This window comes from Spirosoma utsteinense, assembly GCF_014282275.1.
Classification (GTDB): Bacteria; Bacteroidota; Bacteroidia; order Cytophagales; family Spirosomataceae; genus Spirosoma; species Spirosoma utsteinense.
In genome coordinates this window covers 1-14,775 of record NZ_VFIA01000043.1, presented here as the reverse complement: position 1 = coordinate 14,775, position 14,775 = coordinate 1, and the positions used below count along the sequence as shown (strand labels likewise).

Sequence of the window (14,775 nt, the reverse complement as noted above, 5' to 3'; positions counted from 1 at the left end):
CGAACCGTAACCAGGTTCCTGGGCAGGGTAACCCTGATCATCGATGTTGAAATTGTTTTGAAACGATTCCGGGTACTTCTCGTCTACAGTTAAGTGTGCCAACTTCGTGCCTGTATGATTACAATTTGGATCGATGAAAAAAAGCCTGCGCTATTGGCTGTGTCGTTTCCCGAAGATCCGGTAGGCAACGACCTGATCCGTGAAGTTCCCGGTCGGCGGTGGAGCTATTCGCGCCGGTGCTGGCTCGTGCCTAACACCCGTGAAGCTGTTGTTCAGGTGGGCAAACTTTTTGGCAAAGAGCATTGTCGCTTCGATGAAGCAGTGGTGCGGCTTTATAAGCCTGAGGCTACGCCTGCCAAAATCGAACTGGCCACTAATCCGATATGGCCACCAGTTGGCAAGGCTAGTATTCGTAAATCGTTTCAATACGCTCCGCCCCTGCGTGAATATGATCGCCACCCGGCTGTTGTGGCCCTTTGCAATGCCTTACAGGTGCAGCAATACAGCTACAAAACGCTGAAGAATTATAAACAGGCTATTATTGCGCTCATTCGACATGTGTTGCCCACGTCTGTCGATGAGTTGACTAAACAGCAATTTCAGACGTATCTGCTTTCTTTGATTGTAAAGAAACGGTTGAGTGGCTCCACCGTTAACGTCCATATTAACGCATGGAAATTTTATTGTGAGAAGATTTTAGGGCGCGAAAAAGAATTTTATACCATTGAGTATCCGCCAACTCCCAACAAACTGCCTACGGTTTACAGTGTGGCCGAAGTGAAAGCTATTTTCAACGCAACGACCAGTTTAAAATACCGGACCCTTTTTCAGTTGGTGTACGCAACGGGTTTGCGGTTAAACGAAGTGGCCCATCTTAGGCTGGCCGATCTTGACCGTTCCAGGCGACTTATTAACGTTCGGGCCGGTAAGGGAAAAAAAGACCGGGTGGGGCGCCGGTGCGATTGTCATGCTTAGTCATAAACTCGAAGCTATACTGGATGTATATCTGGCGGGCTATAAACGCACAAACGGGGCTCCTCAAGTCTATCTCTTCGAAAACCCGGAAAACAACGAGCCCATTGCTAACCGAACTATTCAGATGGTTTATAGCGATACAGTCCAATTTGCCGGAATCCGGAAAAAGGGGGGTATTCATACCTTACGACACAGTTTTGCTACTCATTTGCTCGAATCGGGGCAGGACATTCGCACGATACAGGTCTTGCTAGGGCACAGCAGTATTTTGACGACCATGCGCTACACCCATGTATCAGCAGACAGGATCAGTAGGTTCAAAAGTCCGCTGGATGATTTTTAGCGGGCTCGTCCGGGTTATGCCGACGAAGCATCGAGCGCAGTTGCGACAAGCTAAAAAAGCGACTTTTCAGGACATACCCCTGGGTGTATCGTTTAACGGCACGTTTAAGGGGTATTATTTCTCCACGTGTGTTGAAGCGATAAAAGGCTCCATTAGCGTCGAAGAAATAAGCCGGATAGCCGTCTATATCCCAAACCCGATTAGCCTTTACAACGACTTGTCTCAATTTCATCTTTTTGTAACTACTAGTTGCACTTAAGGTATATGTTTTCTTACTTGCAACAAGCCGAAGCAGTTGACTGGTAAATTTAAGAATGCGGAATTAGTAATAACTGATTGACAGGTGTTTGTAGTTCCGCAACTTCGCGCACATATATATGTTGGGTGACTCGGCCAAGTAAGTGGCGTGGGCGGGTTCCGGCTGACAGGTTAACAGGCTGATAATGAACGTTCTTTGCCGGTTTGTTACGTTTCGTCTGACAGGTAAAAGTCCGTTCGACAGCACGTTTTGGTAGACTCGCCACGTACTGGCTGACAGGTCAAAATCTGGTAGAGAGTACGTTTACAAATGCGTGTCGTGCGACACGAGAACGTACCTGAGTGCCACCGCTGACAGCCTCGGCTTGACAGTTTGCGGCCTCTCTCGGCTTGCTTGGTTGCGTACGTTTTTTATCAGTTCTGCTGTGGCGTGTTACCTCTGACAGGGGACTCTCGAAGTGCTGCGGGGCACCCAACCAGCAAAGGGTGCAAAGGTCAAGGCGACGTACCTGTGTTTAGTTTATCTTGCGGCCATCAGCCCTTTGGGTCGTTGGGTGCGGGTCCATGCAGTGAGTCAAAGGCGGGTCACCGGCGACAGTGGGGCCATGAGTTCGTTAAGCTGTTGCTCATAGGCAGGCTACGTGTGACAAAGTGAACGCCCCGGCAGGTTATATCTAAGGTTGCGATCCGGCGACAAGCCGTTAAATTAACAAGTCATAATTTTTAACTTTTAGAGAATGTCAGTCTGGAAGAACCCCACTTTTTATTTCCGTAGTATTGCCACCTTTTTAGTCATTGTCCTGATTGATTGGTTGATTGAATCGGGTTTTCAACTTTTTCGTGGTCGAAGTTTTTCTGAAGTGACAGATAACTATAAAATTCCCTTTACGTACTTAGCTATAGCAGCCGCCATCGTTTATTCAAATCTGAAAAGATCTGATTAGACTTCGCAGTAGTAAGTGCGTAGTTGTGGGCTCGATGTGGGTCGCTTCCCGGCGACAGGGAGCCCGCCCCAAAGGAAAGTTGGCAGCCCAACTCAAACAGGTGTGTAAAGGTTGGAAGTACGTATATTCAGTTAAGTTATGCCCTCACCATCAACCCCTGTGGGTGTTGGGTGCGAGTCCATAAAGTATTCGTGTGCCAGTTTCCGGGCGACAGGAAGCGGGCCGCAGGGATCAGGTTTTTGCTTGTTTGGCAGGTTACGGTTGACAGGTAACAAATTGGTATTTTAGGTCTTCAAATCATCGAATAATAAACCAAAATGGCATTTGACATTAATTCAGTGCTGGTAACAGGGGTTGTACTCTGGTTTCTTAAGCTAATGCTTGAAACGTTTGCAAAGTATTGGATACAAGAAGGTATTGTCAAGCCTGCAACCAATAGTATTATTAGCTTTTGGAGACGGTTGAGATTGTTTAAGAAAATGTCTGACAAACAAATAGTTATGCTTTATTTCTTTGTTATGGCTTTAATATTCACAACAGCTACTCTACAACTATCAGAAGGCAATGAACATGACCTTTTGAACAGACTGGCCATCCTGCTATCTACCGTTGCTACTTGTGTTTCAGTAGTTCTTTTGGGATTAGTGTATGCCAATATAAAAGCTCGTTAAAGGTCTATTTCCGCATGGGCGGCTTGTCTGGCGACAGGTTGCTCGTCGGGTACGCAAAGTTTTCAGCCCAACAGCCACCGTGTTCGCGGGCGAACGAACCCACAAGAACGCATGAGAACAGCAGACCATCTTTTGAGCCTATCTTTACCCTGCTGTCAGTAGCCCCTTGTGGGAAGATCGTCCCTGTTTGTTGGTGCTTATCAACCCGTCCAACCGCCCGATTCGGCTATTCGTCATCAAGGGCCTGTTCCTTAATGCTTTGAGAACCCAATTGGTAGAGGGGCTACGGCCCTTACTCCGTACATCCTGATTATCGTTTATCATAAATAGCCCGCTGATAGCCTTTTGTTTCCACTGCTTACCCCCTTTTCGAGCATGAAAAAGCAGGATAACTATCTGGCCATGCCTATCGTTCACCAGCAGGTGGCGGGCATTGACATCGGCTCTCAGTTTCATGTAGTGGCCGTGGGCGACGATCCCAAGCAACACGTTCAGCAGTTCGGTGTATCAACCAAAGAACTCTTCCGGCTGGCCCAATGGCTGGCCGACAACCAAGTCAAACATGTAGCGATGGAAGCAACCGGGGGGTATGAGAAACCACTGGTCAACGTGCTTCAGGAAGTTGGTTTTGAGGTGTTGATCACCTCAGGAGCCAACACCAAGAACTATCGGCGTTTTAAATCGGACACCTCGGATGCCATCCATATCCGTACCCTGCACAGTCTGGGCTTGCTGCCACCGATTTTCTTGCCTGATGAGTTTTCAACGTTGATTCGACCCCTGGTGCGGTTGCGTCGGAGTCTGGTGGAAGATGCCGCCGATTACATCCGGCGTATCCAGAAGGCGTTGCGGGCAGGCAACGTCCGGCTGGATACGGTACTAACTGATACGAATTCGGTGTCGGGTTTGCGCATCATTGCTGCCATCTGTCAGGGTCAGGAAAACCCGCTTAAACTGGCCGACCTGGTTGATGGCCACTGTAAGAAGAAACCTGCCGAAATCATTGAGTTGCTCCGGGGCAACTGGAACGGAGCCATGCGGTTTGAAGTGCGTAGCAACTATCGGCTCTACCTGAATTTGCAAGTTGAAATCGCTGAGTTAGACAAGGAACTTGATCAGCACTTCACTAACCATACGAAGGGACTCCAGCAGCCGACCGCCGTAGCTGACCCGACGACAGGCCGTCAGAAACTGCGCCAATCCCGCAACACCCCCGGTTACCTATTGAGCAATATGCTCATAAACTGTTGGGCGTTGACTTGAGCAATATACCAGGCTTTGGGCGGGATGCCCTGCTGACGTTCATGGCTGAGGTGGGCGAATCCATTACCAAGTTTCACTCGGCCAAAGCCTTTGCCAAATGGTTAGGCTTCACCCCTAACAATAAGGCATCGGGCGGTAAAGTGTTGTCCAAAAAGACGTTGAAGAACAAATCGACCTTACCCAACACGTTTCGGATGGTGGCCAACTCGCTGGGTAACATGAAGAAGCCCAATCCGATGACGGCTTTCTTTCAGCGGATTGCTTACCGGGCAGGCAGGATCAAAGCGATTACGGCCACGGCGCGGAAGTTGGCGGTCGTGGTTTACAAAATGCTCACGACGGGGGAAGCCTATGAGCCAACTAAACTGATGCGGGATATAGCTTCGGTGAAGCAGCAGCAGATCCGTCAGATGAAGAAAAAGTTGCTAAAATTTGGGATAACAGGTGCGGATTTGGGTCTTTTTCCTAATTTAGAGGGAGCTTGATAATGAGGGAGTTAGAAATCATGCGTACATCCGAACGGGTGTGTAAAGGTTCAGGTACGTTTGTTTGAGTGAGTTCTCTGCCCGCCATCAACACCCGTGGGTTGGGGTGGTCCGGTTTATCGGCACACTCAACTTGCAAGTTTTGTGTGATACTTATTCTCAACTTGTTCGGGGCTTTTGTAGCCCAGCGACGAGTGTTTTCGCACTCGATTGTAATAGCATTCGATGTACTCAAAAACTTCTGTACGGGCATCGTCCACGCTTAAAAAGCACCCGCCTTCCACTAACTCCGCCTTCAGGCAGCTGCTCCGGCAGTCCGATCCAAAACGACTCAGCAAACGCATTGTCGTAGGGATCGTCGGCCCGGCTCATGCTGGGCCTGATCCGCCATAAACTCACCAGTTCCTGCACCTCATTAGAGATTGCCCGCCCCGATCAGAGTGGACGATAAGTCCAGCAGGTGGTTGACGGGTTTGCAAGGCTGCCCGCAGTGGCACCAGAATCAGGGTGTCGTCCATATTATCGTCGACGCGCCAGCCGACAATTCGGCGCGAAAATAACCGCGGTGGCGGACCACTCCATCTAACTTCCTAAATAAGCCCATTCCCCGTTGGCCAGGGGCAGGTAGGTGATGTCACTGACCCAAACCAAATCAGGGGCAACAGGCAGGGGTTGATCCAACAACAGGTTTGGCCAATACCCTTTACCATGTCTGCTGTCAGTCGTGCGTGGCACAAAAGACTTTGGTTGAATTGCCTGTAAACCAGTCGCTTTCATCAGCATTCGTACCTGTTGGCGACCTGCCTTGTGGCCCTGCTCCTGGAGTTCGGCCGCTGGTACTGTCGTGAAAAGCAAATTTTGAGATAGGATTTTTTTCATATCTTCGGACTACAAGTAGGACAACTCGGTTTCGGCCAGTTGATCCTGTGTAGTCCCGCTGGTCGGGACTATTTTTTTGTCATTCTCAACTCGGTTCGTTAAATACTCAGGGTCATATTTGACCTCATGACGCCATAAGGCGTAGGCCATTAAAAGCAATCGCTTCTGAACAGCCACGTAGGCTTTCATCTTAATATGAGTTCGTTCATATACCCGATCATAAAGGGCTTTGCAAGCGGGTTCATTGAACCGAACCGCATTAAAAGCAGGCATATGCAGGATACGACGTAGCCGACTATTGCCCTTTTTGGAGATGCGTGTTTTGCCCGAGTGATTACCCGACTGATTCTCTACGACGTCATACCCCGCATAACTCACTAAATGACGCTGGTTGGTGAAGCCTTCAAAACCGTTGGTTTCTGCAATTAGTACCGCTACCGAAAGTAAAGCTAGCCCTTTGATAGCAATCAGCCGCTCAACACGAGGTTTGAGAATCGGGTCTTCGTCAATGAGTTCTTTAATAGCCCTTTCCAAAGCGTCTATTTGTGCCTCGTAGACGGCTACCAGCTTGGCCAACTGCTTGTCAATGAAGCGGCTGTCAAAAGCACTATGGTCTAGGGCATGCTGCTGGTTACTAGACTGAGTCTTCAATTCCTGTAATCGTTGGTGCTGTCGAGTTAAGAGTCGAAGGGCATACAGATTTTTAGAGAGCGGTTTCCAGATCGGCAATTGCTGTTCCAGACCCATCCGGGACAAACCCTGAGCGTCGATTTTGTCGTTTTTTGACAGCGCCGGCTGCCCGGTTGTAGCCTAAGCTTTTGAGATAATACTTTGCCTTGTTAGGCAATAGAATACTGACCGATTGATCCTGCTGATGCAGATACCAAGCCACCGCTTCGTGGTAGACGCCGGTAGATTCCATCAGGTAAATTAGGGGTAAATCTAACTTACGATGGCGGCTCACCCAGGTCAGTAGACTAGCAAAGCCAACGGGCTTGTTGACCACTTTAGTAGTGGCTTTAACGCTCACCCGTCCAGTTTGATCAATGACCGACAAACAAACTTGAAGCGTGTCTTTGCCGCGCGGCGTCCGCTGATGTCCAGCCCAACACAATAGCGCAGGTAAGATGTCATAAACAAAGGGGATAAAAATGTGAAACATGAGCCTGACTACTTTCCTGACTCTGGCACATCGATGGCAGATCACAGTGATAAACTGTGTCTATGGGTACTGTCGGAGCTTGTTGGAAAGGGACAAGGGTACCAGCGCAGCCAGCGAGTTCAAGATCGGGCTATTCCCCGTCTCAGCGGCGGACCCGAGGTACCGGTAACCCCTGTCAGGTCTTACTCAAAAATTGCACTTTTTATAACAACCTCAAATCAAATCAAAGATATGAGCGGCGGACCGTCACGATTCGCCAACTGCCATAACGTCGTTTATGTTCGCCAAACACACGTTCGACTAGCTGTTTTTTGTCCTGTTTCGGTCCGGTTAGCTGGTAGCTTTGCCCCCTTCTATATCGGTAATAAGCTGTCCGGCTCAGACCTAATACCGCACACAAGGTCCCGACTGAGAATTCACCACTTAGCACTTCAACCAAATCGTACCGGGGCTTCAGGTGGCCCGGCAGAAAATGCTTAACGGGGCCGCCCGGCGGGCTTTTTTAAAATTTTGCGTTCCGTTTCAAGTTGCCGTACCCGCTCCTTTAACTGCTGGTTCTCAGTGGTGAGCTCGCTTTGACCAGCGACCACTTTTTTACCCATTTGGTTCACACTTTTCCAACGATAGATCAGGTTCTCGGATACGCCGAGGGCATTGGCGACATAGGCTGCTGTCTGACCGCTGTCGAGCATTTTGAGGACTGCTCCGGCAGCCCGGTTCAGTTTTGAAATCAGCATCGTACTTGCGCCGTGTTTTGGGGGCTTTCTTTGGCTGCATGGCCTTTCTAAGTTAAGCAAGTTTGTGTGCCGATAAACCCGACCATCTCAATCCGTCAGTTTGCTGTCGAGCTAACCGGGGAGAATGCAAAGCGATTGCTCAATGGCCAAAAAACAGTTATTAACTCAGTCACATCAACTGTTTTTAATAAAGCTTAACCACAAGCCGTTGTATGCCTTCAATTAAATAGGCTACAACGTTCTTGTGAAAAGCTTGGCTATTAGCATTGGGACAGGATACCTCCAGTTTTTCTTTGGTTTTTCGTGCAGTTTTTCCTGAATGTGCGGCTGTTTAATCTATGCCTGCGCCGTAGGTCGAACAATAATCTCGCCCACGTCTACCGTGGCGGGTTGCTCAATGGCAAACGCAACCGCGCGGGCAATGGCTTCGGGCGGGATAGCCATCCTGGCCATCTGTTCCTGAATCTGCGTTTTTACCCTCTGATCGGTCATCGAGTTGGCGAGGTTAGTGTTCACGAAGCCTGGTGTAATCAGCGTTACCCGCAGGTCAGAACCGGCTTCCTGGCGCAGCCCCTCCGAGATCGCCCGCACCGCTAATTTGGTGCCGGAATAAACCGCCATAGTGGGTTTGGTAATCAGGCCGGCAGTGGATGCCGTATGCACAAAATGCCCGAAACCCTGTCGGCGAAAGACGGGCAGTGCAGCCGCAATGCCATATAAAACGCCTTTGATATTCACGTCAATCATCGCATCCCAATCGGCTACGCGCAACTCGTCGAGCAGTGAAGTAGGCGCAATGCCCGCGTTACTGAACAGTACATCGAGCTTACCAAAGCGTTCCTGAGCTAGTTTGACCAAGTTGGCGACATCGTCGCGACTGGTTACGTCGGTGCGGGCGTGAACCGCTTCACCACCCCCTTCGATGATACGGGTCGCCACTGTTACAAGCTGCTCCGTCTGACGGGCACCGAGTACAAGTTTTGCACCCCGTCCGGCGAGCAACAAGGCAGTGGCTGCACCGATGCCGCTGCTGGCTCCCGTAATGATGACGACTTTACCCTTAATTTCGTTTTCCATGACCAGTATGTTTGATGGACAAGGTCGGGGTGTTAAATCGGTCAAACGTATCCTAATCAATCCATAACTTATGAAATTGCAATCGCCTGCCGTCGGTACTTACCGGGAGGCAAGTGCGTATGTTTTTTGAAAAAGCTGTTGAAGTTAGTCGTGTGTTCAAAGCCCAGACAGTAGCCTATGTCCGCGACGGACCAGTCGCTGTGGCCTAGCAGCGCTTTGGCTTCTTCCACTATCTTTTCGGTGATGTGTTCGGTCGTGGTTTTGTGGGTGACGGCTTTCAGTGCCTTATTAAGGTGGTTAGCGTGAACCCCTATCATACGGGCAAATTCACTGGCGTTTCTGAGCCGGAGCGTATGCCGTGGCGACGCGATGGGAAACTGTCGGTTTAGAAGATCCACGAACATCGCGCTGATGCGGGCCACCGAATCGACCCGATAGGCCGGGACTGCTGGAGCCGCTTTTAGCCCCTCATGGATAATCAGTTGTACGTAATTCCGCAACAAATCCGCCTTGTTGACGTAACCGGAGACCATTTCTGCCATCATCTGCCCGAATATGTTCGATAACCGCTGTACGACCGCCGATTCAGGAAATACGATCGGACTGGGCCCAACGCTGAACAAAGGGGAGTTAGCCATCGGCCCCGCCCGTAGCTGTGAGCTAATGAATTCTTTCCTGAACAGACAGACAAAGCCCATTTCATGTCCGGCGATGCGTTCCCAGGAATACGGAATCAGAGGACTGACAAAAATCAGCACACTCCCCGATACGGTGACCCGCTGATTAGCATAACCCAATACGCCTTGCGCCTGCGTCATCAATTCGATCTTATAAAAATCGCGCCGAACATGTGGAAACGAAGCGGGCCGGTCCGTGTCCTCGATTCGGTAGACATTTACCTGCCCATTCTGGGAAGAATCGTATCGGGATAGTCCAATGCAATTGGTATTGTTGTTACTTGTTGCCATACACAAAGTTATGAAATTCAAGTAATGGCAATTGGTAGCCAACATTAATTAGATCACACCCCCTATCTCGGCCCGCTCCCGTTACAGCACTGTCCAGTTGAGGGTGCTAAGCGCGAACTGCCCGTTTTTGGGCAGCATGGTCTAGTTGGGCAGTTCGTTTATTGTCCAGAAATCATTGGGACGTTATTCTGAACGATTGCTGACTTTGAAAGTAGGTTAGCTTATTTCCCAAAGCAATGGCAAGCGTTCATTTGGCCAAGCCTATACTGGAAGCGTAAGGCTGGTCATTGACGCCATTCACTTCTTTGCTGGGTTTATCGATTAATTACTAATCCCTGTCGTGAGGGTATAGGCAAATACTCTCGCTACGACTAGTAGTTGATGTGGATTTGCCATTGCTTAACCGGAATTACGCCTTCACATGGTGTGGGACACGTCAGCATGGGGTTATATTAGTTTTCGATTTCATCAGCAACCTGTAGACGTTTTCAGCTCAACCTACAAGGTGCTATCTCTGATACGGCTGGTATAAGGGATTGGGCGAACATCAAATGCGCAAGCAGTAGAGGCCTCGCCGGTCACTGCCGACAAGGCGCTGATAAACAATTTGCTTACCCCAGGGTTAAAATTTGGAGCTACACGAAGCAAGGACTCATAACTCGTTAATAGTACTAATAATGAAAATAGGAATCATTGGGGCCGGTTTCATCGGCAGTGCCCTTGCCGTTCGGCTCACTAGCCTAGGCCATTCAGTGGCGATTGCCAACTCGCGTGGCCCTGAAACGCTCGGTGAGGTGGCCCAAAAAACCGGTGCTGCTCCCGTTACGTCCCCTGAAGCGGCTCACTACGGCGAAATCATTGTGGTGACCATTCCACTGAAAAATATTCCTGATCTACCCAAAGACTTGTTCGATGGCGTACCCGCTGAGGTGCCGGTCATTGATACCAGCAACTACTACCCCCTGTTACGGGATGGACACATCTCCGAACTAGAGCAGGGTGACCTGACCGAAAGCGAATGGGTGCAGCAGCACCTGGGACGGCCTGTGGTAAAGGTGTTCAACAATATCCTGGCCGACCACCTTGAAAAATTGGGACAGCCCGTCGGCACACCTGGCCGTATCGGGCTTCCTGTGGCCGGTGATGACCCCGCTGCCAAGCAAAAAGTAATGACTCTGGTGGAGGAACTGGGCTTTGATGCTGTGGATGATGGTAGTCTGCATGAATCGTGGCGGCAACAGCCCGGCACACCCTGCTACGCAGCCGATCTATCCGCCATGGAGCTACGGCAACAGTTAGAAAGTCTGGGTACAGAGCGCACGGAGCAGCAACACACACAGTTTTTGGTCAACCACGCTGCGCAGGAAAAGCAAATGGAAGCTCAGGGCATCAAGCTGAAATAACCAACGATCTAACTCGCTCCCCTTAGAACAAATAAGTGCTTGAAGCCGTACACCGACTTACATAAAAAGCCGCGCTCAGTTACTGCTGGTGCGGCTTTTTAATGTCACGATTCTGGGTACAGTCAATGAGAAAGGGAATGAAAATCCAGTTTCGTGTTCTGTTTACATCTTGGATCGTACCAGTCACAATTGGAAGTTTAAATGAACGATTTTGGCTGAAGTGCAGTCTTGACGCAAGCCATTCATTAGTAAATTTTTACTCAGTTCATTAAATAGCACTAGGCACCCTTTTATTGAACGAAAATGATCGGTTGGAGTAGAGCTGGAAAGTATACCGAAATAAACAAATCCCTTCGTTTAAGAAATACGACACAGAGCACCTCCAATAGCCGTAGAAAGTGATTATGAGCCTTTCTCCAGGTACAGGAAACTGACCTCACAGTACGTAGAAAATCACTAAATTTCACCAGTACAGTAGACTCTTGACAGATCACTTTATAAATCTGGTGTCTACCGAAAAAGGGGTGAACTGGTGCGAGTGTTATATGATGAAGTTCGGCTATGACTCACTAGTAAGCAATGTCTTTGGTAATATCTTTATCCAATAAGGGGTCTGTTTATCTAAGAATTGTGGATAACCAAAAAAGGCGAGAAATGGCCTTGGGGTCGCCTTGCAGAATCGTACATACTCATCGGGGTATAGCTTCAACTCATCCCGCACCAGACTCCCAGATAGTTTGCCACGTAGATACGTTAAGGTCAATAGCTAACTCAAACTAGATGCCGCATTGGTGATTGTCCGTCGTTGCTGGCTGTTTTAAAGAAGAGTCATTTTTTTAAGTCAAGGAGCTAATGGCTGCGGCCGGTAACTGAATCGCTAACTCAGTTCCTTCTCCTTCCTGGCTTTCTATCCTTAGGTTTCCACCATGCCCTATGGTGATAATATTATATGAGCGTGATACTCCCAAACCGGTACCCTCTCCGGTGGGCATTGTCCTGAAAAAAGGCTGGGAAATCGTGCCTTTCACTGCATCGGGAATGCCCGTTCCGTTGTCACTGACGCGGATTTCTAGTTGCCCATTGAGCTGATGGGTGCTGACCGTGACCATAGGTTGATACGTTTCCCTGCCCTTTGCCTTTATCCCGTTGCTGGACATCATAAACAGTGTTGTTGTAGAGGTTGAGCAGCACGCGTCCAATATCTTGGGGCTCTACCTCAATGAGAACAACGGACGCAGCAACCCCCGTTGACCCTGCTCTTGGTGCATGGAAGCAACCGCAAGGTCAACAAGTATTTGTTTGCCAACCCAAGTTTAGGCCGGGTGATGGAAGGAGCTACAGCCGATATCCGGTGTTTCGTTCATACCCACAAGCTGTTTTACCGGGTGGTCAGTGCTGAAGCTGAGGGACAGGAATCCTGTTTCCGCCATGCGATCAACATTGGTTCGGCGGTGAAGCCGAAAGATAGTGTCCCCGCGCGGGCTATGCGCGACTAACTATAGACGAAACCGCCAGGCCCGGCTCAAAAGAGGGGTGAAGGTTGAGTTTTACGGGTGACCTACGATGTGGAGAAAGCGGCTCAAGTAGTTGAGAAAAGCGAACTCCCAACCCCTACGCCGATATGCTTCGACATGGCCGTTAATAACAGAGTCAGGTGATTTTTACAATACAGTAAATCGAATAGAAATGCTGCGCTCAGACGAATCTGACACGGTTTTTTTTAAGAGGAGATTATTTTCAGCACACTTGGCCTTACGAGCATTGACCTGGCTTTACGACGAACAGCGGATCCAGAGGCAAATCTGGCTGCTTCGTGCGGCTACAGTACTCCTGTTTGTTGTTGATGAGTAGTTATTGTAACCGGCCCTGAGTAGCTGGGGCGGGGCTATGGCAGTTGGACTGCCCATACCAGTGTACTTAGTCCACGCTGTTAGTTGGGATGGGTTGGTGAATTAACCCGTAAAATCATAGCAACGGCTATTTAGACAAGCTAGGTTGCTGATTTGGTAAGGAAAGGCATGTCTAACTTTAACCAATAATCGCCCGCTCATTTGTCGGCTAAATTAGTTGCCTTATTGGGGCGTATTCGAATAGCGATAGCCCGTAAAAAAGAGGTCCACTGACTATTTGTATAACCCAGATCAAGTTAATGCCAGCCCTATGAACGGTTATTTTTTGTATACCTTATAGTAAATTTTACTTATTGTTCCCCTGATTATTTATTGCTTTGCCGCTAATAATTAATTAAATCCCCTTTTCAATCGATGTATGAACTACAAAGCTTTACTACTGTTCTTTTCGGTGTTGTCTTGGGGTGCCCGGGTGCAGATCGTTTCTCTCCAGAAATAATCCGGTGACATGGTTTCTGCTACTACCGGCTCGAATATAGATGTGCCACACACGACTAGCGGTTACCAATATCGTAGGAAAGAATCATGACTTCTGCGCGACTGTCCTTTCTGCGCATCAGTTGAAAAAAGCCCGACCGAATACCTATCCCATCAAGATCTCGGTCAGTTAAGCGGTCAGCGGATAATTTACCCGTTTCTTCATCTTTACCTTCTCAAGGTACCCTCTTTTATGAACCAAAAATTTGTCTACCTCTCTGGGTGCCGCTTACGAATTGTCTCATATGGGCACCGAAGCTAACCACCTCATGGAGTACAGCAGTTGCCCCTCCAATTACTTCGTTATTAACCCCAATGGCCTCAACTATATTGAGTACCGGCTATTTACTCCGCAGAGTAATTACCCCAATAGGTCGCAAAAGGCTAGTAACTTATAAAACAGCCATTGATGGACAGAGAAATCAGGGAGCAGTAGCGACTCAACAACCACCCGGTTACCGGACTGCCCAGAGTAGATCATGGTCGGCTCATTTCTGCAAAGCACTCATTCCGGTAGTAGCCGTCGCTGTTGACTGCAGGGAGCTGACGGGTTAACCTGAAGATGACTAACTGACTGAAGGTTATTGCGCCGATGCCCATTTTAAACTTATAACGACCAGTTATTTTCTAACATCGCTAATACTAAATTCATGAATAATTCTTTACCATTTGTTCATAAACGAGCCAGTACATTGTTGACTGTGCTCATTTGTGGGCTACTGAGTCTACTTTCCTCCGTGGCTCAGGCGCAACTCTATTACCTGATGAATGACGGAGCCGCGACGACCACACTGGACGAACTGCGACGCACACCCCTAAGTGCCGCTTCCGAAACTACGCTGACCAATAACGTTGTCGACTCGCCCGGGACGCTGGCCGTGGATCTGGCCAACAACCGCATCCTGGTGGCGAGTGTACGCAACAACCTGCCCAGGATCGCGGCCATCAGCCTGAGCGCCCCCTACACAGTCACTACGTTTCTGACCCCAGCTCCTGTCAATGGAGCGACCTCCTCCACGCTGGCCGGCATTGCCATCGATAACGTCAATGGCTACTTATACTACCTGATGAACGACGGAGCCGCGACGACCACACTGGACCAACTCCGACGGACACCCCTAAGTGCCGCTTCCGAAACTACGCTGACCAATAACGTTGTCGACTCGCCCGGGACGCTGGCCGTGGATCTGGCCAACAACCGCATCCTGGTGGCGAGTGTACGC

General features: G+C 49.3%; 17 protein-coding genes. 8 read left to right on the top strand and 9 right to left on the bottom strand.

What is annotated here, in order from left to right; translation table 11 throughout:
• The first annotated feature begins 114 nt into the window (after window positions 1–114).
• Window positions 115–975, top strand: a complete 861-nt coding sequence (locus FH603_RS23460; protein WP_186740763.1) for a tyrosine-type recombinase/integrase — start codon at window positions 115–117, stop codon at window positions 973–975.
• Entirely contained in the window at window positions 968–1,318 is a 351-nt protein-coding gene (locus FH603_RS23455; RefSeq protein ID WP_186740760.1) for a tyrosine-type recombinase/integrase, read from the top strand. The genes FH603_RS23460 and FH603_RS23455 overlap by 8 nt, the downstream gene beginning before the upstream one ends.
• On the opposite strand, the gene FH603_RS23450 is transcribed toward FH603_RS23455, so the two are convergent.
• The gene (locus tag FH603_RS23450) at window positions 1,293–1,550 is read right to left on the bottom strand and encodes a hypothetical protein (RefSeq protein ID WP_186740749.1); all 258 of its coding nucleotides are present in this window, start codon (window positions 1,548–1,550) and stop codon (window positions 1,293–1,295) included. The two genes, FH603_RS23455 and FH603_RS23450, sit on opposite strands and share 26 nt — an antisense overlap.
• Window positions 1,551–2,837: 1,287 nt before the next feature.
• On the opposite strand from FH603_RS23450, the gene FH603_RS23445 reads away from it, so the two are divergent.
• The 3 genes from FH603_RS23445 (at window position 2,838) to FH603_RS28685 (ending at window position 4,939) form a co-directional block, all read left to right on the top strand.
• A complete protein-coding gene (locus tag FH603_RS23445; protein WP_186740747.1) occupies window positions 2,838–3,191 on the top strand; it encodes a hypothetical protein in 354 nt (117 codons plus the stop codon).
• Window positions 3,192–3,566: 375 nt separating this feature from the next.
• Complete coding sequence (locus FH603_RS28690) at window positions 3,567–4,454, top strand: IS110 family transposase (protein WP_235985557.1); 888 nt, start codon at window positions 3,567–3,569, stop codon at window positions 4,452–4,454.
• Window positions 4,451–4,939, top strand: coding sequence for a transposase (locus FH603_RS28685; protein ID WP_235985558.1), 489 nt, complete (start codon window positions 4,451–4,453; stop codon window positions 4,937–4,939). Before FH603_RS28690 ends, FH603_RS28685 begins: the two co-directional genes overlap by 4 nt.
• A gap of 128 nt (window positions 4,940–5,067) precedes the next feature.
• On the opposite strand, the gene FH603_RS29305 is transcribed toward FH603_RS28685, so the two are convergent.
• The 7 genes from FH603_RS29305 to FH603_RS23410 form a co-directional block, all read right to left on the bottom strand.
• Entirely contained in the window at window positions 5,068–5,283 is a 216-nt protein-coding gene (locus tag FH603_RS29305; RefSeq protein ID WP_186740745.1) for an IS3 family transposase, read from the bottom strand.
• Window positions 5,284–5,521: 238 nt separating this feature from the next.
• Complete coding sequence (locus tag FH603_RS23430) at window positions 5,522–5,818, bottom strand: hypothetical protein (protein WP_186740743.1); 297 nt, start codon at window positions 5,816–5,818, stop codon at window positions 5,522–5,524.
• A gap of 9 nt (window positions 5,819–5,827) precedes the next feature.
• Window positions 5,828–6,565: a transposase gene (locus FH603_RS23425; protein WP_244968026.1), complete on the bottom strand. Its 738-nt coding sequence runs from the start codon at window positions 6,563–6,565 to the stop codon at window positions 5,828–5,830.
• Window positions 6,522–6,980 carry an IS110 family transposase gene (locus FH603_RS28680; RefSeq protein WP_235985560.1) on the bottom strand — a complete coding sequence of 153 codons (459 nt, stop codon included), beginning with the start codon at window positions 6,978–6,980 and terminating at the stop codon, window positions 6,522–6,524. The genes FH603_RS23425 and FH603_RS28680 overlap by 44 nt, the downstream gene beginning before the upstream one ends.
• Before the next feature lie 476 nt (window positions 6,981–7,456).
• Window positions 7,457–7,717 (bottom strand): transposase, encoded by a 261-nt coding sequence (locus FH603_RS23420; protein WP_186740741.1) that lies wholly within the window; start codon window positions 7,715–7,717, stop codon window positions 7,457–7,459.
• Window positions 7,718–8,053: 336 nt separating this feature from the next.
• Window positions 8,054–8,794 (bottom strand): SDR family oxidoreductase, encoded by a 741-nt coding sequence (locus FH603_RS23415; protein ID WP_186740739.1) that lies wholly within the window; start codon window positions 8,792–8,794, stop codon window positions 8,054–8,056.
• Between the two features lie 68 nt (window positions 8,795–8,862).
• Window positions 8,863–9,762 (bottom strand): helix-turn-helix domain-containing protein, encoded by a 900-nt coding sequence (locus FH603_RS23410; RefSeq protein WP_186740737.1) that lies wholly within the window; start codon window positions 9,760–9,762, stop codon window positions 8,863–8,865.
• A 677-nt stretch (window positions 9,763–10,439) separates the two neighbouring features.
• On the opposite strand from FH603_RS23410, the gene FH603_RS23405 reads away from it, so the two are divergent.
• Window positions 10,440–11,165, top strand: coding sequence for an NADPH-dependent F420 reductase (locus FH603_RS23405; protein ID WP_186740735.1), 726 nt, complete (start codon window positions 10,440–10,442; stop codon window positions 11,163–11,165).
• 836 nt (window positions 11,166–12,001) lie between these two features.
• Here FH603_RS23405 and FH603_RS23400 read toward each other — a convergent pair.
• Window positions 12,002–12,325 (bottom strand): ATP-binding protein, encoded by a 324-nt coding sequence (locus FH603_RS23400; protein ID WP_235985561.1) that lies wholly within the window; start codon window positions 12,323–12,325, stop codon window positions 12,002–12,004.
• 87 nt (window positions 12,326–12,412) lie between these two features.
• Between FH603_RS23400 and FH603_RS23395 the strand changes: the two genes are divergently transcribed.
• Together FH603_RS23395 and FH603_RS23390 are read left to right on the top strand one after the other, a co-directional pair.
• Complete coding sequence (locus tag FH603_RS23395; protein WP_186740733.1) at window positions 12,413–12,661, top strand: hypothetical protein; 249 nt, start codon at window positions 12,413–12,415, stop codon at window positions 12,659–12,661.
• 1,541 nt (window positions 12,662–14,202) lie between these two features.
• The coding region (locus FH603_RS23390; protein ID WP_186740731.1) for a hypothetical protein at window positions 14,203–14,775 on the top strand (573 nt) is incomplete at its 3' end.

Coding starts and splice junctions, on each gene's coding strand:
- FH603_RS23460 (WP_186740763.1), top strand. CDS start 115: ATGATTACAATTTGGATCGATGAAAAAAAGCCTGCGCTATTGGCTGTG.
- FH603_RS23455 (WP_186740760.1), top strand. CDS start 968: ATGCTTAGTCATAAACTCGAAGCTATACTGGATGTATATCTGGCGGGC.
- FH603_RS23450 (WP_186740749.1), bottom strand. CDS start 1,550: ATGAAATTGAGACAAGTCGTTGTAAAGGCTAATCGGGTTTGGGATATA.
- FH603_RS23445 (WP_186740747.1), top strand. CDS start 2,838: ATGGCATTTGACATTAATTCAGTGCTGGTAACAGGGGTTGTACTCTGG.
- FH603_RS28690 (WP_235985557.1), top strand. CDS start 3,567: ATGAAAAAGCAGGATAACTATCTGGCCATGCCTATCGTTCACCAGCAG.
- FH603_RS29305 (WP_186740745.1), bottom strand. CDS start 5,283: ATGCGTTTGCTGAGTCGTTTTGGATCGGACTGCCGGAGCAGCTGCCTG.
- FH603_RS23430 (WP_186740743.1), bottom strand. CDS start 5,818: ATGAAAAAAATCCTATCTCAAAATTTGCTTTTCACGACAGTACCAGCG.
- FH603_RS23425 (WP_244968026.1), bottom strand. CDS start 6,565: ATGGGTCTGGAACAGCAATTGCCGATCTGGAAACCGCTCTCTAAAAAT.
- FH603_RS28680 (WP_235985560.1), bottom strand. CDS start 6,980: ATGTTTCACATTTTTATCCCCTTTGTTTATGACATCTTACCTGCGCTA.
- FH603_RS23420 (WP_186740741.1), bottom strand. CDS start 7,717: ATGCTGATTTCAAAACTGAACCGGGCTGCCGGAGCAGTCCTCAAAATG.
- FH603_RS23415 (WP_186740739.1), bottom strand. CDS start 8,794: ATGGAAAACGAAATTAAGGGTAAAGTCGTCATCATTACGGGAGCCAGC.
- FH603_RS23410 (WP_186740737.1), bottom strand. CDS start 9,762: ATGGCAACAAGTAACAACAATACCAATTGCATTGGACTATCCCGATAC.
- FH603_RS23405 (WP_186740735.1), top strand. CDS start 10,440: ATGAAAATAGGAATCATTGGGGCCGGTTTCATCGGCAGTGCCCTTGCC.
- FH603_RS23400 (WP_235985561.1), bottom strand. CDS start 12,325: ATGATGTCCAGCAACGGGATAAAGGCAAAGGGCAGGGAAACGTATCAA.